Origin of the sequence: Janthinobacterium sp. ROICE36, from assembly GCF_002869965.1 — a bacterium.
GTDB lineage: Bacteria > Pseudomonadota > Gammaproteobacteria > Burkholderiales > Burkholderiaceae_D > Janthinobacterium.
The window spans coordinates 22,260-44,325 of record NZ_PEBS01000015.1 but is presented as its reverse complement, the minus strand read 5'-3'; the positions used below and the strand labels follow the sequence as shown (position 1 = coordinate 44,325).

The following is a 22,066-nucleotide window of genomic DNA, read 5'->3' as shown; positions in this document are numbered from 1 at the left end:
CCATGGACAGCCACATCACCGAAATTATCAACGTCACGCGCGAAGCAGCATGGTTGCCGTGGGCGGTGCAGTATTTTTTCCTCATCGGCCTCAGTTATGGCAGCTTCATGCTGACCTTGCCGTACTTCGTCTTCGGCCGCAAGGCGTATGAGCGTCTGGGGCGCATCGCGCTGCTGGCATCTCTCGTGTGCGGCATGACGGCGCCCGTGGCGCTGCTGGCCGACCTGCACGGGCCGGGCCGCTTCTATCACTTCTATATTTACTTCCAGCCGCAGTCGTGGATGTCGTGGGGCTCGTTCTTCATTCCCCTCTACCTGGGCTGTCTGATGCTGTACGCATGGCTGGCGCTGCGCCCGGACTTCGCCACACGGGGCCAGGGCCAGGACCGTTTGGCCTTTCTGTACCGCCTGGCCGGGCGCGGTGGCGCCGCCTCCCTGCGGGCCATCCGCTTTGCCGCCGCCTTCACCTTGCTCGCCGCCTTTGTTGTGGGCCTGTACACGGGCATGGAAGTGATGGTGGTGCGTGCCCGTCCCCTGTGGTATACGCCGTTCCTGCCGGCGCAATTTGCCGCCACGGCCTTTGTCGGGGCCATTGGCCTGGCGCTGCTGTTCAACCGCTTCCTGCCAGGCCGCGACAAGGCCCTGGAAGTGTCGCTGAACCGCGCACTGGCCCTGTCGCTGGCGCTGGTGCTGGCCCTGGGCGGCGGCTGGCTGTTCGTCAGTCTCTCTGGCGTGAGCGCCAGCCATAGCATGGCCTTTACCCAGGTGGCCGGCATGCCGCAATGGCAGTTCACAGCTGTCTGGGCCGTGCTGTCGTCCATCGTGCCGATGGCCCTGGCCATCTGGCGCCCGGCCAGTAGTGGCCTGGTGAATGGCCTGATCGCGCTGCATAGCGCCTGGATGATGCGCTGGACGATTTTCATCGGCGGCCAGACGATCCCGAAAACGGGCGCGGGCCTGTACGACTACCACCTGCCGATGGGGAACGACGGCTTGCTGGGGATCATCGGCACGGCCGGCCTGTGGATCGCGCTGCTGTTGCTGATGCTGGAATTTTTGCCATGGGCGGGACGCGCGATCGCTACACGCAGCCGTCCTGCCATGGCCACGCACTGAGGAGTTAATGATGAACGAACGCACAAATAACGACGACCGCAACGACGTCCCTGAAGACGAAAACGAAAAGCGCCGCAAGCTGCTGCGCTACGGCGCCATCGGCGGCGGCCTGGCCGCGTTTGCCGCCAGCTTTTCCACCACGGCAGGCCGCATGGTCGACCATGCGCTGGGCAAGGACAAGCCTGTGCAGAAACTGCACGGCAATTCTCTGCCGCCCGAGTTTTCCGTCGATACCGCCACGGGAAAATTGACGGTCAATCCCGAGCAGCAGGTCAGCTACACCATGTGCATGGGCTGCACCACGTTTTGCGGCGTGCGCGTGCGCCTGGATAAAAAAAGCGGCAAGGTGCTGCGCGTGGCGGGCAATCCCTACAGCCCCATGTCGGCCGACCCGGCACTGCCATACCAGACCTCGATACGCGACAGTTTTGTGTCGCTCTCGCGCTTCCAGGAAAAGGGCTTGAAAGGGCGCTCCACCGCTTGCGGCCGCGGCAATGGCGTGCTGGAGCAGATGGAGTCGCCGTTCCGCGTGCTGGCGCCCATGAAGCGCGTGGGACCGCGCGGCGGAGGCCAGTGGGAACCGATCGCCTTCGACCAGCTGGTGAAGGAAGTGACGGAAGGTGGCGACCTGTTTGGCGAAGGCCATGTGCAGGGCTTGCGTGCCTTGCGCGAGCTGGAAAAGCCCATCGATCCGGCGCAGCCGGAACTGGGCCCGCAAGTCAATCAGGTGGGCTTGATGTGCAGCACCGACGATGGCCGCCTGGCGTTTGGCACGCGCTTTTTCAAGCAGTCGTACGGCAGTTTGAACCTGGTCAATCACGGTTCGTATTGCGGCGGCGCCTACCGCAGCGGCTCGGGCGCCATGTTCGGCGACATGAAGAAAATGCCGCATGCGAAAGTGGACCTGGAGAATACGGAATTTTGCATTTTTGTGGGCACGGCGCCGGGCAACGCGGGCAATCCGTTCAAGCGCCAGGGCACGCTGATTGCGAAAGCCCGCTCGGGCAAGCGCGATTTCAGCTACGTCGTCGTCGACCCGGTGCTGACGAATGCGGACAGCCTGGCGGCGGGCGACCGCAGCCGCTGGGTGCCGATCAAGCCGGGCACGGATGGCGCGCTGGCCATGGCGATGATACGCTGGATCATCGAGCACGAACGCTATGATCGCCACTTCCTCGCGCAGCCGAACTTGAAGGTGGCGGAAGCGGCAGGCGAGGCCGCCTGGTGCAATGCCACGCATTTGATCATCAATGAGAAAGGCCATCCGCGCGACGGCCGCTACCTGCGCGCGTCCGACATCGGCGCGGTGGCATTGGCGGAAGAAGAGCGCTACAAGGATGGCGACGCATTTTGCGTGATCGACGCTGCCACGCAAGCCATCGTGCCGCACAATGCCGCCAAGGGCGAGGGTCGCTTGTTCTTCGATGGTCCGCTGGACGTGGCCGGCACGCCGCTGCACCTGAAGACGGCCATGACGATGCTCAATGAGGAAGCGCAGCGCCACAGCATGGATGAATATTCAAGCGCTTGCGGCATCCCTCGCGACATCATCGAAGGCCTGGCGCAGGAACTCGCCAGCCACGGCAAGCGCGCGGCCGTCAATGCGCATGGCGGCATGATGTCGGGCGCCGGTTTTTATAACGCCTATGCACTGGTCATGCTCAATACCCTGATCGGCAATTTGAACCGCAAGGGCGGCACCCTGGTCAATGGCGGCAGCTTCAAGGATGCGGGGCCTGGGCCGCGCTATAACCTGGAGAGTTTCGACGGCGAGATCAAGGCGACGGGCATGCCGATCGGGCGCAATGTGCCCTATGAAAAGACCACGGAATTCAAGCTGAAGAAGGAAGCGGGCAAGGCGTATCCGGCCAGGGCGCCGTGGTATCCGAATGCGCCTGCGCTGGCGACCGAATGGCTCACCAGCGCCATGAACGGCTACCCGTACACCTTGAAGGCGCTGATACTGTGGAGCTGCAATCCCGTCTACGGTATCACGGGCTTGCGCGCGCAGATCGGCAAAGAGCTGGCCGATCCGAAGAAGATTCCCCTGATCGTCGCCATCGACCCCTTCATCAATGAAAGCTCGGCGTTTGCCGACTACCTGCTGCCCGATACCTTGCTGTATGAAAGCTGGGGCTGGGCCGGCGCCTGGGGTGGCATGCCCGTCAAAATGAGCACGGCGCGCTGGCCCGTGGTCGAGCCGCGCGTGCAGAAAACGCCGGACGGCCAGACCATCTGCATGGAATCGTTCTTCATCGCGCTGGCCAAAACGATGGCCTTGCCGGGCTTCGGCCCGGAGGCTTTGCAGGACATGGATGGCCAGCGCTTCCCCTTGCTGCGCGCGGAAGACTGGTATCTGCGCGGCGGCGCCAACATCGCCTGGCAGGGCAAGACGGCCGTGCCTGACGCGAGCGACGACGACATCGAACTTTCCGGCGTGGCGCGCATCCGCCCCGAATTGGAGCGCACCTTGAAGCCGGAAGAATGGCGCAAGGTGGCCTTCATGCTGGCGCGGGGAGGACGTTATCAGAGCTATGGCGAGATGTTCGGCCTGCGTCTGCCGCCGCCCGCGAATGCCAAGGCGCCGGCAGCTCCTGCCCCGGTGGCCGATGGGACGCCGTATCCGCAGGATTGGTCCACGCACCGCTACCTGAAACCGATGATGCTGTACAACGAGGGCCTGGGCGTGAGCAAGAACAGCTTGAGCGGAAAACGCTTCCCCGGTACGCCCGCCTGGCGGGTGGCGGCGTTTGCCGACGGCACGCCCGTGCGCAAGGCCTACCCGGCCAGCGAGTGGCCATTCGAGTTGATCAGTTTTAAATCGGCGCTGCAGAACTCCTACAGCATCGGCGCACGGCGCTTGCGCGGCATCCATCCCGACAATCCCGTCGCCGTGCATCCTGATGATGCAGCGCGTCTGAAGCTGGAAAATGGCGATGAGATTTATCTGGAAACGCCGGGCGGCAGGGCCAGGGCCACGGTGATGCTGCGCCATGGCGTGCAGCGCGGCGTGATCGCCATTGAGCACGGCTTTGGCCACAAGGAGCATGGCGCGCGGGCCCACCGCATCGGCAAGTCGCGTCAGCCCGACGAGCCGGCCATCGGCGCGGGCATCAACCTGAACGACCTGGGATTGACTGACCCGAGCCGCGGCGACAAGAACGTGTTTGTCGACCCCGTGTCCGGCACGTCAGTGCGGCAGGGACTGCCGGCGCGCATCGTGCGGGCTTAAATCTCGCCGCTGGCCATCAGCAGCCGGGCCACCTCGGCTGCTGAGTGCAGGCCCAGTTTTTCCATCGTGTTATGGCGGTGCACCTGCACCGTCTTGTCGCTGATGCCCAGCTCGCGGGCGATGACTTTCGAGGCTTTGCCTTCGGCCATCAGCAACGCCACTTCGCGCTCGCGCGCGGTGAGCCTGGCCAGCGCCGATTGCGCCGTATTCGTGCTGGCGGCGTTGCGGCTCTCGTCCACGCTGCGGGCTACGGCCCGGCTGACAGCGTCCAGCAGCACCTGGTCCTTGCACGGTTTTTCCAGGAAGTCGCAGGCGCCGGCCTTCATCGTCTGCACGGCCATGGCCAGGTCGCCGTGGCCACTGAGGAAAATTACGGGCAATGCTATGGCGTGGCGCGACAGCTCCTGTTGCAGTTCCAGTCCGCTCATCATGGGCATGCGCACGTCGAGCAGCAAACAGCCCGGCGCATGGCCATCATAGCGCTGCAGGAAGTCGCGCGCCGATTCGAAGGTTTGTACTTGCCAGCCGGCCGAATCGAACAGATAGGCCAGCGAGCGGCGCATGGCGGCATCATCGTCGACGACAAAGATAATCGCATCGCTTTCATTCATGGTGTTTCCTTGTTTGCATCCATACCGCTATCTTCGGGCAGGCGGAACCAGACCGTCAAGCCTGGCGCATCGGCGTTGGCATGCGCCGACAGGCTGCCGCCGAACGATTCGATGATGCTTTTGCTGAGCGACATGCCCAGGCCCAGACCTTCGGCCTTGGTGGTAAAAAAGGGTTCGAACAGGCGCGCCATCTGCGCCGCTTGCAGGCCGCAGCCGGCGTCGCGCACGGCCACCGTGCAGGCGCCGTTTTCCCGGTGCAGCAGCACGCCGATGGGGTGCCCGGGATGATCGTTCTCCGCCTGCGCATCGAGCGCATTCTTGAGCAAATTGAGCAGCACCTGTTGCACTTGCTGCGGGTCGGCCAGCACGCGCGCGTCAGGACTGGCGGCGTCGTGACGCCAGCTGATATTGGCTTGTGGATGGGCCGCGCGGAACAGGGCCACGGCTTGCGCCACGGCGTCGGCCAGGGCGAAGGCGGTGCTGTGCGCGGGACGCTTTTGCGCCATCGCGCGAATATGGCGGATGATGGCGCCGGCGCGCTCGCTTTGCGTGGCGATTTCCTGCGCGCCGTCGAGCAGGGGCGCCGCATCCAGCCGGCCCGCCGCGATGCGGCGCGCCATGCCGCGTGCGAAATTGCCGATGGCGGCCAGCGGCTGGTTCAATTCGTGCGCAATGGCGCTGGCCATCTCGCCCAGGATGGCCAGGCGCGCCGTGTGATCGAGCGTGGCCTGGCGCTGGCGCGCCTGTTCTTCCAGCGCGCGCTGCTGGTGCTGGGCCGCGCGCAATTGTTCCGTGCGTCGGCTGACCAGGTATTCCACGCGCACTGTATGCACGGCCCAGGCCACCAGCAAGGCCAGCGCGAGCAGCATCCAGCCCCAGTAGCGGCGCAGGGCCGTCTCGAACGTCAGCTTGTTCAGGTAGGCGTAGGGGCCGATACGCAGTTCGCGGAACAGCTCATCGACGATCTGGTAATCGCTGGGCACCGTCCAGCTGTAGCCCTCACTGGTGCGCGGCATGGCCAGCAAGGACAGCGCCACTTTTTTCGCCAGCGCCGGCGGCGTCTGGCGCAGGGCTACGAAGGGCCAGTCCGGATACAGCCGCGACGAGCTGGCGCAGCGAAAGCCGGGAATCGGGCGCGTGGTGATTACGCGCAGTGCGTCGGCCGGCAATTCTCCGCGCGCCACCATCTGTTCCAGCAGGCAGGTGCGCACGATGCCGGCATCCATGTGCCCGGACCGCACGGCGTCGACGATCTGCTGCGACGGAAAGCCGCTGTAGCGCAGGCTGGAAAAATCGTGCGCGGGATCGATGCCCGCTTCCAGCAGTTCGCGCGCGGCGATCTGGTAACCGCCAAACGCATCGGGCGCTACCGCCATCACGTTCTTGCCCGCCAGGTCGGCCAGGTCGTGCAGCGGCGATGCATTGCGCACGACGATGGCCGAACCGATGGCCTGGCGCGGCGAGTCTGTCCATGGCGATTCGAGCGTGGCGATGCGGCTGGCGCCGTCGCTGTGTTCGAGCGCCACGTAATGACCGCTGCTGGTGATGGCGAAGGCGATTGCCTGCGATTGCACGGCGCGCGTCAATCCCGCCTGGTCGTAGTCGGCCAGCACGAAGCGGATGCCGGGAATGCTGGCCTGCAGGTGGCGCGTCACGTATGACCAGTCCTGCTGCACGGCGTCGCTGCCCTTGTAGGCCAGCACGCCAATGCGGACCTCTGGCAGCTCGTCAGCCGCTTGCGCGCCGTGCAGGCACAGCGCCGCCAGCGCCAGTAAGGCAAGCCTGCGCACTAGAACATGCTGCGCTGCGCCGCGCGCGCATCGCCGAACAGGTCCAGCAGCAGTTTCTTGATGGGCGCGGGCAGCGGGGCATCCGCAATTTTCGCGCCGTCGTACCAGACGTGGGTCGCTTCCCCGGCCAGCGCAAGGCGGCGCGCCAGGGTGATGCGGCAGGGAACGATGTGCAGTTTGTAGTGGGTAAACACATGTGCGATGGGCAGCAGCCGTTCCTGCGTTTCGATCTCGCCGAACGGCGCCACGAAGCGTGCCAGCGTCTGCTGGTTTATCTCTCGCGGGGAGTCTTCATCGGCCAGTACGTGGCCATCGAGTTCGGGCAGCGACAGCAAGCCGCCCCAGATGCCGGAGCCCGGGCGCTGCTCCAGCAGCACCTGGCCGTCGTCGATGATGGCCAGCATGACCGCGTGTTTTTCCGGGCTGGTTTTCTTCGGTTTGCGCACAGGTAAGTCTTTGACCCGATGGGTGGCGTAGGCCACGCAGCGCGCTTGCAAGGGGCAGCGGCCGCAATCGGGGCTGCTGCGCGTGCACAGGGTGGCGCCGAAGTCCATCAAGCCCTGCGTGTAGGATTCGATACCCGATTCAGGCAGCAGCGCCTCGGCGCGGCGCCACATGGCTTCCTCGACGCGCTTTTCACCGGGATAGGCGTCGATGCCAAAGGTGCGCGCAAAGACGCGCTTGACGTTGCCGTCCATGATGGCCGCGCGGGTGCCGCTGGAAAACGCGGAGATGGCGGCGGCCGTCGAGCGGCCGATGCCGGGCAGCTCGGCCAGCAAGGCCGGGTCGCTGGGGAAGACGCCATCGTATTCGGCGACCACGCGCTGCGCGCACTTGTGCAGGTTGCGCGCCCGCGTGTAGTAGCCCAGGCCGCTCCATTGCGCCATCACGTCTTCCGCCGGTGCTGCCGCCAAATCGCGCAGGGTGGGGAAGCGTTCGAGGAAGCGCGCGTAATAGCCCAGCACGGCCGTCACCTGCGTTTGCTGCAGCATGATTTCGGACAGCCAGATCAGGTAGGCGTCGCGCGTGTTTTGCCATGGCAGCGCATGGCGGCCATGCTGCTTTTGCCAGGCGATGACGGTGGCGGAAAAAGTCGGGTCGTTATAGTCTTCAAAGGGTGCCACGCCCGGGACGGGCGAGAGCGGATGCAGCAGACGTTTCATGCAGGATTCCAGTATCGTGTTATGTGGCGCTGGCCATGCGCAAGGCAGCCAGCAATTGCACCAGCTGCGCCTTGTCGCGTTCGAGCGCCGCCAGGCTGGCCTCGAAGCCGGCGATTTTCTGCTCCAGGCTGCCGGTGGCGTCGTGGATGCGCTGGATCGAGGCAAAGCGCAGTTTCAATTGTTCCTTGTACTCGACGATCTGCGCTTCGAGCGGCGCCATGATGACTTTCAGCCAGGCACTGGCATCGTCGTTGGCGGCATTAAAACTGCGGCGCACGCGCGAGGCGATGGTGTCGAAGAATTTCTCCATCAGCACGACACGGCTGGTGGTCAGCAGGGTCGCCGTGCCGAATTGTTTATGGTAGACGGCTTCGATATCGGCGATTTCCTGGCGGTAGCGGGCCAGCGAAAACGGCATCGGCACGGCCAGCGCCAGGCCATGTTCGGTGGCGAATTTGCGATACATCACCTGCATCATTTCCGTGATCTCGGCCGTCTTGCCTTCCGAGCGGTCCAGGTTTTGGGTGATGCGTTCGAAATACTGGCGTACGGCTTCGCGCAGGCCCGTGAAAAAGCGGCTGCGCTGCATGGCGGCGCGCACGCCATCGATATCGTCGCGCACGATGTCCATGCCCAGGCTCGTATAGAGTTCCGTCGACAGGCGGGTAAATACGGCGCGCGTGGCTTGCAGCTTGAACAGGCTGCTATCGAATTCCTTTTTCTCGATATCGATGCGCCGCATCATGTGGGCGATCACGCTCTGGTTCTTGCCGCGCAGGCTGTGCAGCTCGTGCAACTGCTCGGCGATGCCGCGCGCACGGGCCGCCGCCTGCACCTGCTGCGCCGCTGCGATGGCGTCCAGGTCGAACGCCAGCTGGCGCCGGATGATGTCCTTGCGCGCGGGGATCAGCTCATCGAACAAGGCTGTCTCCAGCGCCTGCAATCGGCTTTTTTTCAGCAGCGCCGCATCGTGGTTGATCTTGCCCACCAGGGCCTTTTGCGCCGAGACGGGAAACACCTGGCCAGCGTCCAGCGTCAACAGGTGCGCCACACTGGCCTGCTGGCGCTCGATGGCCTGCTCCACTTCCAGGTCGCCGCGCAATTCGTCCCACATGCTGTCGATCTTGTTGAGCACCACCAGGCGCCCGGCGCCGGCGCCGATATGGTTGCGCCATACCTCGATGTCGCTGCGCGTGACGCCCGTGTCGGCCGCCAGGATGAACAGCACCGCGTGCGCATTCGGGATCAGGTTCAAGGTCAGTTCCGGCTCCGTGCCGATGGCGTTCAGGCCCGGCGTGTCGAGGATGACCAGGCCCTGTTTCAGCAGCGGATGGGGGAAGTTGATGATGGCGTGGCGCCACATCGAGATTTCCACCTGGCCGTCCTCGTCGAGCATGGCGGGGGCGTCTGCATCGTCGGCGTCGTACAGGCCGTAGCGCGCTGCTTCTTCCACGCTGACTTTTTTCGTCAGGCTGACTTGGCGGATGGCTTCCTGCATGTCGCCGCCCGCATCGATGTTCAGGGGCAGCACGGTCCAGGCGGCGGGCAGCTCGCGGTAGTCGCTGGTCGACAGGTTCTGCGCGCGCGTCTCGATGGGCAGCAGGCGGATCGATGGCTGCCAGGCTGCGTCGTACAGCAACTCGGTAGGGCACATGGTGGTGCGGCCCGCGCCCGAGGGCAAGATGCGCTGGCCGTAGTCGGCAAAGAAGATGGCGTTGATCAACTCGGATTTGCCGCGCGAGAATTCCGCCACGAAGGCCACGGACAGGCGGTCGTCGAGCAGGCGGGATCCACAGCGGGCCAGGCGCAGCGCGGAGGCGCCGTCGACCAGGCCCGCCGCGCTGGCGGCTTGCCGGTATGCCTGCAAGGCCGCCAGCACGTCCTGGCGCCATGCGCTGTATTGTTCCAGGTCTCTGACCATCTGGCTCCCTTTGCCTATGACTTACTTTTGACAATGCACGCAGTAAAACGTGGAACGTTGTCCCTGCACGATTTGCCGGATAGTCGCGCCGCACACGCGGCATGGCTTGCCCGCGCGGTTGTAGGTGAAATACGTTTGCTGGAAGTAGCCGGACTGGCCATTGACGCCGATGAAGTCGCGCAAGGTGCTGCCGCCCTGCACGATGGCTTCGGCCAGCACGTCGCGTATCGATTGCGCCAGTTTCTCATAGCGGGCCAGACCGATGCGCCGGGCCGGCGTCTTCGGGTTGATCCCTGCGCGAAACAGACTCTCGGAACAGTAGATATTACCCACGCCGACGACGATGTCGCCCGCCATCAGCACTTGTTTGATATTGGTGCCCTTGCTGCGCGTTTTCTCGAACAGCAGTTGGCCCGTGAAACCGCCTTCCAGTGGTTCCGTGCCCAGGCCGCGCAGCAGCGCGTGGCCGTCCAGCGGGCCGTCGGCCTCGTCGTGCCACAGCACGGCGCCGAAGCGGCGCGGGTCCGTCATGCGCAGCACCTGGCTGCCGCCATTCGCATCTTCCACGACGAGGTCGAAATGGTCGTGTTTTTGCGCTTCCGTCCCCGTCGGCAGCACGCGCAAATGGCCCGACATGCCAAGGTGGATGATCAGCGTGCCGTGGCGGAAGTGGATCAGCAGGTATTTGCCGCGCCGCCCCGTCAGGCCGATGGTTTGCCCCGACAATTGTTCGCCCAGTGCAGGCGGGAAGGGCCAGCGCAGGCCGTCGCGGCGCAGCACGACGGCGCGCACGGCGCGGCCCTCGATGTGGGGCGCGACACCGCGCCGTGTGACTTCGACTTCTGGTAATTCTGGCATAAGGCTCGAATGGTTGAAAACCGGGTAAAAAACAGGCAGGTTGCCGGCGGATGGCTGGCCTGGGCACGCTATGCCGCCACGACGTATATATTTCGTTACATACGTGAAGTACGCAGTAGCCGCGTTGGGCGTAGAATCAAACTTTGCCGTTTAGCCAGGATCAGCCTTTGAAAAACGCTTTCGCCATTGTAACCTTGTCCGCCCTGATGGCCACGCATGCCATGGCGCAGACGCCAGTCGCCCCCGCCGATGCCGCGGCCGGCCCCTCTGCGGCCGCGCCCGCCTCTCCGCAGGCGCCGGACGCCACCTCCAAGGAGCGGGCCGGCGGCGGCGAGCTGCCGAAGGTCGAATTGAGCAGCGATTTGCTGTACAAGCTGACCAAGGCTGAAATGGAATTCAAGAGCGGCCAGTGGCAAGGGCCGTACGTGACGATGATGGTGGCGGCGCAGCAGACGCGCGACCCGCGCCTGGCGCGCCGCGCTTCCGAAATGGCGCTGGCCGCCAAGCAGGGCGGCGAAGCGCTGGCGGCTATCCGCCTGTGGCGCGAGCTGGCGCCCGACTCGGACGAGGCGACGCAGTTCTTCCTCGGCTTCGTCGTGTTGACGGACAAGATCGAAGAAGCGGAACCGATTTTTGCCGAACGCCTGGCCAATGCGCCAGCCGGCGCGCGCGGCGTGGCCCTGTTCCAGATGCAGCAGATCCTGTCACGCTCGAATGACAAGCTGTATGCCTACTCGATGGTGACGCGCCTGGCGCAGCCCTACCTGGACATGTTCGAAGCGCATCTGGTGCTGGCGCAGGGCGCCTTGTCGATCGGCGAGCGCGAGCGCGCCATCGGCGAAGCCAACAAGGCGCTGGTGATCAAGCCGAACTCCGAGCTGGCTGCGCTGACCCTGGCGCAGGTGACGGGCGAACCAGAGGCGGCAGGCAAGGTGCTGGCCACTTTCCTGCAGAAGAATCCGGACGCCGTCGAAGTGCGCGGCGCGTATGCGCGCCTGCTGGTTGAGCAAAAACAGCTGGAGCCGGCGCGCGATCAATTCATGCTGCTGCTGAAAAGCCAGCCCGATAACGTCGGCGCTCTATATGCGCTGGGCATCGTGGCGCTGCAGCTGGAAGACAGCAAGGGCGCCGAGCAGTACTTCAAGCGCTTCCTGGCCGTGCTTGAAAAATCCCCTGGCGACACGCGCGATCCGTTCAAGGCCCTGATGATTTTGTCGCAGATCGCCGAGACGCGCGGCGATACGGCCGGCGCCATCGCCTGGCTGGACAAGGTCGACAACAGCGCTTCTGCCGGTTATGTCGAGGCGCGTTTGCGCCGCGCCCAGCTGATCGCGCGTGGTGGCAATCTCGATGCGGCGCGCAAGGCGCTGACGGAAATCGAAACGGACGATCCGGCAAGCCAGGCGCAGGTGCTGCTGGTCGATGCGCAATTCCTGCGCGACGCCGGCTATGTGCAAAGCGCCTATACGGTGCTGGAAAACGCCTTGCTGCGCTTCCCCGACAATCCGGAACTGCTGTACGACTACGCCTTGCTGGCCGAGCGCCTGGATAAACTCGATTTGATGGAGGCCAGCCTGCGCCGCGTGATGGCGCTGGCGCCCGACAACCAGCATGCGTACAACGCCCTGGGCTATTCGCTGGCCGAACGGGGCATCCGCCTGCAGGAAGCGTATGCGCTGATCGAAAAAGCCTTGCAGATGGCGCCGGGCGACCCGTTTATCATGGATAGCATGGGATGGGTGCAGTTCCGCATGGGCAACCTGGCGGCGGCGGAAAGCGCGCTGCGCCGCGCCTATGCCGTGCGCAGCGATCCGGAAATCGCCGTCCACCTGGGCGAAGTGCTGTGGCAGAAGGGCGCCAAGGATGAAGCGCAAAAACTGTGGCGCGATGCGCAAAGCAAGGACCCGAAAAACGATGCGCTGAAAAGCACCCTGGCGCGCCTGAATGTCAGTTTGTAATTGTTAACCCAAGGGCAAATTCTGGGGTCAGACCCCGGGTTTTGCATTTGGGGTGAACTCAAAAAATTCCCCATGCCAAAAAACTTCATCCCCCTGACTGTCCTGTGCCTGTCCCTCTCGGCCTGCTCGACCCTGACTTCCCCATTCTCGTCCGGCGCCGCGTCATCCGCTCAAACCGTCGCGCCTTACCGCGAACAAGTGGAGCTGGCGGGCCGCTTGAACGTGGTGTACCAGAAGGATGACAAGCCCGAATCGGCGACCGTCAATTTCAACTGGCAACAGACGGCGCAGCGCACGGATGTGACCCTGTATTCGCCCGTCGGCAGCACCTTGGCGACGATTGCCGTCACGCCGCAGCAGGCCGTGTTGACGCAAAGCGGCAAGGCGCCGCGCAGCGCGCCCGATGTCGACACCCTGAGCGCGCAGATGCTGGGCTGGTCCTTGCCTGTATCGGGCTTGCGCGACTGGCTGCAAGGCTATGCCGTGGGCGCCGACGGCAAGCGCTTTGTCGCTTCGCCCGCCAACGACAGCGTGACCACCAAAGACGGCTGGCGTTTACGCTATGTGTCGTGGCAAGAAGTAGTGCAAAATGCGGGCCAAAATGTAGCCGGCACCTTGCCCCAACCGCGGCGTATCGATGCCGAACGCAATGCCAGCGCGCAGGCCGATGCCGTCTCGCTGCGCATCGTGCTCGATCCTGCCCCTTCCGCAACTGCACCATGACACTGACGACGCTGAACCATTGCCCGGCCCCGGCCAAGCTGAACTTATTTCTACACGTCAACGGCCGTCGCGCCGATGGCTACCATCTGCTGCAGACGGTGTTCCAATTGCTCGACCATGGTGACACCTTGCACTTCGCTCTGCGCGACGATACGGCGATTGTCCGCGTGACGGCGCTCGCCGGCGTGCCCGAGGAGCAGGACCTGATCATCCGCGCCGCCAAGCTGCTGCAGGCTGAGGTGCTGTGCCGCACGGGCGCCTTGCCGCGCGGCGTCGATATCGCCATCGACAAGGTGCTGCCCATGGGCGGTGGCCTGGGGGGCGGCTCCTCCGATGCTGCCACGGCGCTGATGGCGCTGAACTGTTTGTGGCAAGCGGGGTTGACGCGCGAGGAATTGATGGCGCTGGGCTTGCCGCTGGGCGCCGATATCCCGTTTTTCATCTTTGGCGAGAATGCCTTCGCCGAAGGCGTGGGCGAGGCCTTGCAGCCTGTCGCTACGCCAGAATGCTGGTATGTGGTGATCGAACCGGGCGTGCAAGTGCCCACCGCTGCAATTTTTTGCGCGGAAGGCTTGACGAGAAATACCGAACCCGTCACAATAGCGGACTTTTCCAGGTACCTCGCAGAAGGAAACGATGCGGGCGGGTTTGGCAAGAATGATTTACAGCAAGTAGCATGCAGTCTTTTCAAGCCGGTAGCAGATGCGGTAAAATGGCTGAGTGCTTACGGTGAGGCCAGGATGACTGGTTCCGGTGCTTGTGTATTTAGTGCGTTTGGCAGTCAGGAAGAAGCGGATGCGGTGCTCAGCAATGTGCCACCAGTCTGGATCGCCTGGAAGGCAAAAGCGCTGAATCGCCACCCGATGCTCACGGTGCTGTAAATAAGAAGTAGGCAGAAAAAAGATTTTGCTTAGCGTCAAATAGTCGGTATAATACTGGCCAACATGACGGCAAGCAGTCAGTAACGTAGGGGAATCGCCAAGCTGGTTAAGGCACTGGATTTTGATTCCAGCATGCGAAGGTTCGAATCCTTCTTCCCCTGCCACCCATTTCACCGTAGTCTGTCGATGCGAAGTCAGCGTCCAGTACGGGAAAAAGCAGATATGTTGCCACGCGACATATTCTAAACAATGACTGACCGGGCCTATGCCCGGTTAGTGCTTTTCAAGACTTCTATATCACCTCTTGGGACTCCCATGGCTTACGAAAACCTGATGGTTTTTACCGGCAACGCGAATCCAGCGTTGGCAGAGGGGGTCGCAAAAAACCTCGGCATTCCTCTCGGTAAAGCAAACGTTTCGAAATTCTCCGATGGCGAAGTAATGGTCGAGATTAACGAAAACGTGCGCGGCAAGGATGTTTTTGTTTTGCAATCCACCTGTGCTCCAACCAATGACAGCCTGATGGAAATCATGCTGATGGTTGATGCCTTGAAACGTGCTTCCGCTGGCCGCATCACCGCCGCGATTCCTTACTTCGGCTACGCCCGCCAAGACCGTCGTCCGCGCTCCGCGCGTGTGGCGATTTCGGCCAAGGTAGTGGCGAACATGCTGGAAGAAGCCGGTGTCGAGCGCGTCCTGATCATGGACTTGCACGCTGACCAGATTCAAGGTTTCTTCGATATCCCAGTCGACAATATCTACGCTTCGCCAATTTTGCTGGGTGACCTGCAAAAGAAAAACTACCAGGATCTGCTGGTGGTGTCGCCCGACGTCGGCGGTGTGGTACGTGCGCGCGCCCTGGCAAAACGCCTGGGCTGCGACCTGGCCATCATCGACAAGCGCCGTCCAAAAGCGAACGTGTCCGAAGTGATGAACATCATCGGTGAAGTCGAAGGCCGCAACTGCGTGATCATGGATGACATGGTCGACACGGCAGGCACCCTGACCAAGGCTGCCGAAGTGCTCAAAGAGCGCGGCGCGAAAAAAGTCGTGGCGTATTGCACGCACGCGGTGCTGTCCGGCCCGGCGATCGACCGTATTTCGGCATCGCCACTCGATGAACTGGTCGTGACCGATACGATTCCCCTGTCCGCATCGGCCCTGGCCTGCGGCAAGATCCGTCAACTGACGTGCGCGCCGCTGCTGGCCGAGACGTTCAAGCGCATCATCAAGGGTGATTCGGTCATTTCCCTCTTTATCGATTAATTCGGTAAATTGAAACAGACGTAATGCCTGCGGCGCGACCGGCTTTTTGCCTGTTGCGCCGCAGTGTTTTAGTTTTCGGGGTGCATCTGCACCCATTTCCGAAGATTCCTGGTCGCGGGAATCTTCATAACACAAGGCGCAAGCCTTGTTCTTCTTGGAGTTTCACATGAAAGTTATCGCATTTAAACGCGAATTGCAAGGTTCCGGAGCGAGCCGCCGCCTGCGCATTTCCGGCCAAACCCCTGGTATCGTCTACGGTGGCGCTGAAGCCCCGGTGCTGATCTCGCTCGATCACAACGCCCTGTACCACGCGTTGAAAAAAGAAGTGTTCCACTCGTCGATCCTGGATCTGGAAATCGACGGCGTTTCCCAGCAAGTTCTGTTGCGCGACTTCCAAGTCCACGCATACAAACAACTGGTTCTGCACGCTGACTTCCAGCGCGTTGACGCTAAGCAAGCTATCCACGTGAAAGTGGCGCTGCACTTCGTCAATGCTGACGTTTCCCCAGCAGTCAAGCTGCATGGCGCGACCATCAGCCACGTAGCCAACGAAATCGAAGTTTCGTGCCTGCCAGGCCAACTGCCAGAATTCATCAACGTTGACCTGTCGAACATCGACGTCGGTCACTCGCTGCACGTTGACGACCTGGTCCTGCCAGCTGGCGTGACCGTTGTCGCCCACGGCGCCAACCTGACCATCGCTACCGCTTCGATACCGGCTGGCCACGTTGCCGCTGAAGCTGAAGCAGCTGCTGCTGTCGAAGCCGACAAGAAGTAATTTTGCCGCCGCAGCAATGCGGTAGTCGCAAGGAAAAACCCGCCAGGTTCGCCGCGCGGGTTTTTTTCTGCCTGTTTTCACCGATAATGTTTTCTTTTTCATTGCAGACACAGCCATGCCCATACGCCTGATCGTCGGCCTCGGCAACCCGGGACCCGAATACGAACAAACCCGCCACAATGCCGGTTTCTGGCTGGTGGACAATCTTGCCAACAGCTTGCCCGGCACGCGCTTGCAGCGCGATTCGCGCTATAACGCCATGCTGGCGAAAACGTCGATTGCCGGCCAGGATGTCTGGCTGCTCGAACCGCTGACCTTCATGAACCGCTCGGGACAGTCCGTGGGCACGCTGGCGCGCTTCTTCAAAATCGCCGCCGATGAAGTGCTGGTGGTGCACGACGAGCTCGATCTGATGCCCGGCATTGCGCGCCTGAAGAAGGGCGGCTCGGCCGGCGGCCACAATGGCTTGAAGGACATCACGGCCGCGCTGGGCACGCAGGATTACTGGCGTTTGCGCCTGGGTATCGGTCACCCGCGCACCCTCAGCCTGCAGCAGCAGGTGGCCGACTTCGTGCTGCACCGTCCACGCCGCGAAGACCAGGAGCTGATCGAGCAAGCCATCGACAAATCCTTGCAGGTGATGCCGCAGATCGTCGAAGGCAAGTTCGAGGCAGCGACCATGAAGCTGCATACGGCTTGAGTCTATTTTCCTGCCTTGCCAAAGCCGGCCATGATGGTTTTCGCCATCTGCTGCTGGCTGGCCTGCGCGCTGCTGCCTTCGCCCGCGTTGGCGGCGATCAGCAAGCCATCGCCACTGCCGGGCGCTAACGCGATCAGCGCGTGCCAGTAGCCGTTCGAGCCCAGGTGCGTGAGCACGCGCTGCGGCGCTTGTGGTGGAAAGTGCATCACGCCCCAGCCCAATGCCGCATTCGTGTCGCCCTGCGCCGTATGCAGCAAGACATACGTTTCCTGTTTCAGCAGTTTTCCCTTGCCTTGCTCGCCGTGCAGTTGATCGAGCGCAAACTTGGCCCAGTCTTGCATGCTCAGGTGGATTTCGCCATCGGGCGCCATCATCAGCGGATTGCTGGCCATCAAGCCGGCAATCGGCTTGTTTTCCTTGTGGCCCAGGTTCTGCCCCCGCACCGTGGGGCCGAACGCGGCCTGCATGCCCAGCGGGCCGAACACTTCCGTTTGCATCAATTCTTCATATGTCTTGCCCGTGACGCGCTCGGCGATGGCGGCGGCGATCATGGCGCCGCTGTTCGAGTAGTGCGATTCGCCGCGCGGCGCGGCAACGGGAGCGTCGGCCAGTGCGCGCTGCGCGTATTCCTGGCGCAGTTGCGGCAATGGACGCGTGTCCGTGTAGGTGGAATTGATCCACCCCTCGTCCGGATTCGGCGGCAGGCCGGCGCGGTGCGACAGCAAATCCATCAAGTTGACGTCGCGGTACTCGGCACGCATGCCGCCCGCCAGCGCGGGCAGCATGCTTGACAGTGGCGCGTCCCATGACAGCACGCCCCGTTCCACCAAGCGCGCGATCAGGGTCACCGTCATGGCCTTGCCGTTGGAACCGATATTCCACACGTCATCGGCGCGCACGGCATCGTGCCCGTCATTGGCCCGCACGCCCGCCTGTGCTTGGGCATCGATCGTGCCGTCGCGGATCACGAGTATGGCCATGGCAGGCACACTCTTGTCGGCCAGCGCCTGTTGCAGCATGGCATGCAAGTCATGCGCGCGGGCGGCGCCGCTGAGTAAAAAGGCGGTGCTGCAAACGAGTGAGGCAAGCAGGGTTTTCATGGTGTCTCCAGTCGATAGGGGTGGGGTAACATGTTAAAATGGTCGCAAAACATGATTTAGTTATTGTTTTACGATAATTTATTCTAGCAACACTTTACGCATTCGTATACTTTTGAATATGAAAAAAAATCAGACGAGAGCAGCGCTACTGAGCCGGCGCGTGCGCTACGGCGTCTCGGCGTTCTTTGTGCTGTACCTGCTGCTGACGGTGCTGGGCTGGCTGGCGCCCGCGCCTGCCGCGCACGGCAGCGTGGGTGGCGCCGGCATGTATGAACTGTTGCTGCAATTGCAGAGCCAGCCATTCGAGCGTCTGGCCGCCATGCCCTTGTGGCAGCGGGGTCTTGGCCTGGCGCTGGCCTTGCCAGCCTTGCTGGTGCTGGGCGATGCCGTGCGCCAGCTGGTCCTGGTCTTGCATCAGTTCGAGCAGGGCGTCTTTTTTACGCCGCAGGTGGCGCAGCGCTTTCGCCGTTTCGCTGGCGGCTTGCTGTTGGGAACGGTGCTGACTTTGCTGGAGCCGACCGTGCGCGGCATGCTGTTTGGCTTGCTGGACGAGGGGGCGAGCCAGTTACGCCTGGTCATCGACATCACGGGCGGCGACTTGTGGACCTTGCTGCTGTGTACGGTTTTCCTTGCGCTGGCGCAAATCCTCCATGAAGGCCAGCGCCTGGCCGATGAAAACAGCGAGTTCATCTGATGGCCATCGTCGTGCGCCTCGACCTGGTACTGGCCAGGAAAAAAGTGAAATCGAAGGAACTGGCCGCCTTTATCGGCATCACGGAGCAGAACCTGTCCCTCTTAAAATCGGGCAAGGTGCGCGGTGTGCGTTTCGATACCTTGTCGAAAATTTGCGAGATGCTCGAATGCCAGCCCGGCGACATCCTGGAATTCGATGCGTCGCAGCCGGACGACGGGGATGACGCGCCCTAGCCGCACAGGGGGTGGTTTTTTTGAAGAGTAGGGTGCATAGAGGTACAATTGACCCTTAGAGCACTAATACAGCAAGATTATCCAGAAAACGCCCGCAATGGCCGTTTTGCACCAGCCGCTTGCCGGCAATATTGATTATTTAAAGGTTTTCCATGAGTCTCCAATGCGGTATCGTCGGCTTGCCGAACGTCGGCAAGTCCACCCTGTTCAATGCACTGACGAAAGCCGGCATTCCGGCTGAAAACTATCCGTTCTGCACCATCGAGCCGAACGTCGGTGTCGTCGAAGTGCCGGATCCACGCATGGATGCGCTGGCCGCCATCGTCAAGCCGGAACGCACGGTCAACGCCATCGTGGAATTCGTCGACATCGCCGGCCTGGTGGCCGGCGCCTCGAAGGGCGAGGGCCTGGGCAACCAGTTCCTGTCGCACATCCGCGAGACGGACGCCATCGTCAACGTCGTGCGCTGCTTCGAAGATGATAACGTCATCCACGTGGCCGGCAAGATCAATCCGCTCGACGATATCGAAGTCATCCAGACCGAACTGGCACTGGCCGACATGGGCACCGTGGAAAAAGCCATCCACCGCGAAAACAAGAAAGCCCGCTCGGGCGACAAGGATGCGGCCAAGCTGCTGGCCATCATGGAACGCATGATGCCTTACCTGAACGACGCCAAGCCGGTGCGCGCCATGGGCCTGGACGCTGACGAAATGGAATTGATCAAGCCTTTGTGCCTGATCACGGCCAAGCCAGCCATGTTCGTGGCCAACGTGTCCGACACGGGCTTTACCAACAACCCGTTGCTGGACCAGCTGACGGCCTACGCGCAATCGCAAAACGCCCCTATCGTCGCCATCTGCGCGGCGCTGGAAGCGGAAATCGCCGACCTGGACGATGCCGACAAGGGCGCCTTCCTGGCCGACATGGGCATGCAAGAGCCCGGCCTGGACCGCCTGATCCGCAGCGCCTACAAGCTGCTGGGCCTGCAAACCTACTTCACGGCTGGCGTGAAGGAAGTGCGCGCCTGGACCATCCATGTGGGCGACACGGCACCGCAAGCGGCCGGCGTGATCCACACCGACTTCGAACGCGGCTTCATCCGCGCGCAAACCATCGCCTATGACGACTTCATTGCCTACAAGGGCGAAGCGGGCGCCAAGGAAGCGGGAAAAATGCGCGCCGAAGGCAAGGAATACGTGGTCAAAGATGGTGACGTGCTGAACTTCCTGTTCAACGTCTAATTTTCGACCCGGCCCCGTGCCTGGGCATGAGGCAATAAAAAACCCTGAAAATCAATGATTTTCAGGGTTTTTTTTATTCTCCGCCAGGCTAATTCCACGGCCTTGCCATGTCGTGCATTACGTCCTGGCCGCTTGCTTTTGCCTTGCTTTTCCCTATACAATGAGAATAATTCTCATTTATATTAATGCGTCCGTTGTCTCGCAGACCAAGGACCACAGGAAGGGTATCGTGAGCACCGCCGAGTTAGCGCTTCAGCAGCAAGTCAGCATTCTGTATACCGACCATCATGGTTGGCTGCGGGGCTTGTTGCGTCGCAAGCTGGGTAATGCTTTCGATGCGGCCGACCTGGCGCACGACGTGTATCTGCACCTGATGAAGACGGGGCGCGTGCCACCTGCCGGAGAATCGCGCCGCCACCTGACGCAGATCGCCAACGGCATGGTCATCGACCTGTACCGCCGCCGCCAGATCGAGGCGGCCTATCTGGAAGTGCTGGTTCTGGTGCCCGAAGCGCTGGCCCCGTCCGAGGAAGAGCGCGCGCTGGTGATCGAGGCGCTGACGCAAATCGATGCGGTGCTGCACCTGCTACCCACCAAGGCGCGCAAGGCCTTGCTGCTGTGCAAACTTGATGGTATGAGCTACCGCGACATCGCTGCCGAATTACAGGTGTCCGTCTCGTCCGTCGAAAAATACATCGCCGCCGGTTTGCTGGCCTGCTACCAGGGCTTGTATGCGCCGGACGCCTGAACCATGGAGGTGCTGATTGCGCCGGCGATCGTGCAGCAGGCGGCCCAGTGGATGGCGCGCCTGTGGTCCGATGACGCTAGCGACGAAGACCGGGCTGCGTGTGCCCGCTGGTGCGCCGCCCATCCGCACCACGAGCTCGCCTGGCAGCGTTTGCAGGCGTTCGAGGGCAAGCTGCACAGCGTGCCGCGCGACGTTGCCCGGCACGCGCTGCGCGAACCGGCCCCGGCCGCTTACCTGAACCGCCGCCGTGCCCTGAAGTTGCTGGCCGTGCTGCTTCCTGTGGGCGGCCTGGCGTACCTGCTGCGCGGTACGGATGCCTGGCAGGTCGCCACGGCAGGGTATAGCACCGGCACGGGTGAGATCCGCGAGATTACCTTGCCTGACGGTACGCGCGTGATGCTCGCTTCCGCTTCCGCCATCGACGTGCGCTTCGACGCCAGCGAGCGCTTGCTGGTCTTGCGCACCGGCGAAATCCTCGTCACCACGGCGCACGATCCCGATCCGACGCAGCGACCTTTCCGCGTGCTGTGCCGCCACGGCACGGTGCAGGCGCTGGGCACGCGTTTTACTTTACGGCAAGATGAATACACGTCGCGCGTGGCCGTGTTCGAGGGGGCCGTCGAAATACGCCTTGCGCATGCGCCGGGTCACGCCGTGGGCATCGCTACGGGCTACAGTGCCATCTTCTCGGCCGCCATCGTGCAATCTGCCGCCCCCGTGCCGGCCAGCGCGGCGGCCTGGACACAGGGCATGCTGGTGGCCGATAACATGCGCCTGGACGATCTGCTGGCGGAACTGGCCCGCTATCGCCCGGGCTTGCTGCGCTGCGACCCGACTCTGGCCAGCCTGACCGTCAGCGGCGTGTTTCCTCTGCGCGACACGGACCGCGCGCTGCATAACCTGGCGCTGGCCTTGCCGGTGCAGATCGTTGCGCGCACGCGTTACTGGGTGACGCTTCAAGCCATGCCCCAGGCTGCTGCCTGACAATTTCGCGCGCGCGATTGAGGTTTTTGCATTCTCGTTCGGGATATAGGGTGAGAGCCACCCTTAT

General features: G+C 62.6%; 19 protein-coding genes and 1 tRNA gene. 14 read left to right on the top strand and 6 right to left on the bottom strand.

Annotated elements, in window-relative coordinates:
• Positions 1-2 precede the first annotated feature (2 nt).
• Positions 3-1,115: an NrfD/PsrC family molybdoenzyme membrane anchor subunit gene (gene nrfD / locus CSZ94_RS08615; protein WP_102121133.1), complete on the top strand. Its 1,113-nt coding sequence runs from the start codon at positions 3-5 to the stop codon at positions 1,113-1,115.
• Positions 1,116-1,125: 10 nt separating this feature from the next.
• Positions 1,126-4,347 (top strand): molybdopterin dinucleotide binding domain-containing protein, encoded by a 3,222-nt coding sequence (locus CSZ94_RS08610; protein WP_102121159.1) that lies wholly within the window; start codon positions 1,126-1,128, stop codon positions 4,345-4,347.
• Here the strand turns inward: CSZ94_RS08610 and CSZ94_RS08605 are convergent.
• Genes CSZ94_RS08605 through mutM form a run of 5 tightly spaced genes read right to left on the bottom strand, consistent with a single transcriptional unit; the run spans position 4,344 to position 10,690 of the window.
• Positions 4,344-4,958 carry a response regulator transcription factor gene (locus CSZ94_RS08605; RefSeq protein ID WP_102121132.1) on the bottom strand — a complete coding sequence of 205 codons (615 nt, stop codon included), beginning with the start codon at positions 4,956-4,958 and terminating at the stop codon, positions 4,344-4,346. The genes CSZ94_RS08610 and CSZ94_RS08605 overlap by 4 nt on opposite strands.
• Entirely contained in the window at positions 4,955-6,748 is a 1,794-nt protein-coding gene (locus CSZ94_RS08600; RefSeq protein WP_102121131.1) for a sensor histidine kinase, read from the bottom strand. Before CSZ94_RS08600 ends, CSZ94_RS08605 begins: the two co-directional genes overlap by 4 nt.
• Positions 6,748-7,911, bottom strand: coding sequence for an A/G-specific adenine glycosylase (gene mutY / locus CSZ94_RS08595; protein WP_102121130.1), 1,164 nt, complete (start codon positions 7,909-7,911; stop codon positions 6,748-6,750). Before mutY ends, CSZ94_RS08600 begins: the two co-directional genes overlap by 1 nt.
• A gap of 19 nt (positions 7,912-7,930) precedes the next feature.
• The gene (locus CSZ94_RS08590) at positions 7,931-9,832 is read right to left on the bottom strand and encodes a dynamin family protein (protein WP_102121129.1); all 1,902 of its coding nucleotides are present in this window, start codon (positions 9,830-9,832) and stop codon (positions 7,931-7,933) included.
• Positions 9,833-9,853: 21 nt separating this feature from the next.
• Entirely contained in the window at positions 9,854-10,690 is an 837-nt protein-coding gene (gene mutM, locus CSZ94_RS08585) for a bifunctional DNA-formamidopyrimidine glycosylase/DNA-(apurinic or apyrimidinic site) lyase (RefSeq protein WP_102121128.1), read from the bottom strand.
• 167 nt (positions 10,691-10,857) lie between these two features.
• Here mutM and CSZ94_RS08580 point away from each other — a divergent pair, with 167 nt between their 5' ends.
• The 7 genes from CSZ94_RS08580 (at position 10,858) to pth (ending at position 16,996) form a co-directional block, all read left to right on the top strand.
• A complete protein-coding gene (locus CSZ94_RS08580) occupies positions 10,858-12,648 on the top strand; it encodes a tetratricopeptide repeat protein (RefSeq protein WP_102121127.1) in 1,791 nt (596 codons plus the stop codon).
• Positions 12,649-12,720: 72 nt separating this feature from the next.
• Positions 12,721-13,371 (top strand): outer membrane lipoprotein LolB, encoded by a 651-nt coding sequence (locus tag CSZ94_RS08575; protein WP_102121126.1) that lies wholly within the window; start codon positions 12,721-12,723, stop codon positions 13,369-13,371.
• On the top strand, positions 13,368-14,252 hold the full coding sequence (gene ispE, locus CSZ94_RS08570; RefSeq protein WP_102121125.1) for a 4-(cytidine 5'-diphospho)-2-C-methyl-D-erythritol kinase: 885 nt from the start codon (positions 13,368-13,370) through the stop codon (positions 14,250-14,252). Before CSZ94_RS08575 ends, ispE begins: the two co-directional genes overlap by 4 nt.
• An 87-nt stretch (positions 14,253-14,339) precedes the next feature.
• Positions 14,340-14,416 (top strand) — tRNA-Gln (locus tag CSZ94_RS08565).
• Between the two features lie 151 nt (positions 14,417-14,567).
• Positions 14,568-15,518 (top strand): ribose-phosphate pyrophosphokinase, encoded by a 951-nt coding sequence (locus CSZ94_RS08560; RefSeq protein ID WP_102121124.1) that lies wholly within the window; start codon positions 14,568-14,570, stop codon positions 15,516-15,518.
• 166 nt (positions 15,519-15,684) lie between these two features.
• Positions 15,685-16,296, top strand: a complete 612-nt coding sequence (locus tag CSZ94_RS08555) for a 50S ribosomal protein L25/general stress protein Ctc (protein ID WP_102121123.1) — start codon at positions 15,685-15,687, stop codon at positions 16,294-16,296.
• Between the two features lie 115 nt (positions 16,297-16,411).
• Positions 16,412-16,996 (top strand): aminoacyl-tRNA hydrolase, encoded by a 585-nt coding sequence (pth, locus tag CSZ94_RS08550; protein ID WP_102121122.1) that lies wholly within the window; start codon positions 16,412-16,414, stop codon positions 16,994-16,996.
• 2 nt (positions 16,997-16,998) lie between these two features.
• Here the strand turns inward: pth and CSZ94_RS08545 are convergent, their stop codons facing one another.
• Positions 16,999-18,096, bottom strand: coding sequence for a serine hydrolase domain-containing protein (locus tag CSZ94_RS08545; RefSeq protein WP_102121121.1), 1,098 nt, complete (start codon positions 18,094-18,096; stop codon positions 16,999-17,001).
• 118 nt (positions 18,097-18,214) lie between these two features.
• Between CSZ94_RS08545 and CSZ94_RS08540 the strand changes: the two genes are divergently transcribed.
• From CSZ94_RS08540 to CSZ94_RS08520, 5 genes are all read left to right on the top strand, one after another.
• The gene (locus tag CSZ94_RS08540; RefSeq protein ID WP_102121120.1) at positions 18,215-18,790 is read left to right on the top strand and encodes a hypothetical protein; all 576 of its coding nucleotides are present in this window, start codon (positions 18,215-18,217) and stop codon (positions 18,788-18,790) included.
• Positions 18,790-19,023, top strand: coding sequence for a helix-turn-helix domain-containing protein (locus CSZ94_RS08535; protein ID WP_102121119.1), 234 nt, complete (start codon positions 18,790-18,792; stop codon positions 19,021-19,023). The genes CSZ94_RS08540 and CSZ94_RS08535 overlap by 1 nt, the downstream gene beginning before the upstream one ends.
• Positions 19,024-19,175: 152 nt before the next feature.
• Complete coding sequence (ychF, locus tag CSZ94_RS08530; protein ID WP_102121118.1) at positions 19,176-20,267, top strand: redox-regulated ATPase YchF; 1,092 nt, start codon at positions 19,176-19,178, stop codon at positions 20,265-20,267.
• A gap of 229 nt (positions 20,268-20,496) precedes the next feature.
• Positions 20,497-21,015 (top strand): sigma-70 family RNA polymerase sigma factor, encoded by a 519-nt coding sequence (locus CSZ94_RS08525; protein WP_102121117.1) that lies wholly within the window; start codon positions 20,497-20,499, stop codon positions 21,013-21,015.
• A 3-nt stretch (positions 21,016-21,018) separates the two neighbouring features.
• Positions 21,019-21,999, top strand: coding sequence for a FecR domain-containing protein (locus CSZ94_RS08520; RefSeq protein WP_102121116.1), 981 nt, complete (start codon positions 21,019-21,021; stop codon positions 21,997-21,999).
• Positions 22,000-22,066 lie beyond the last annotated feature (67 nt).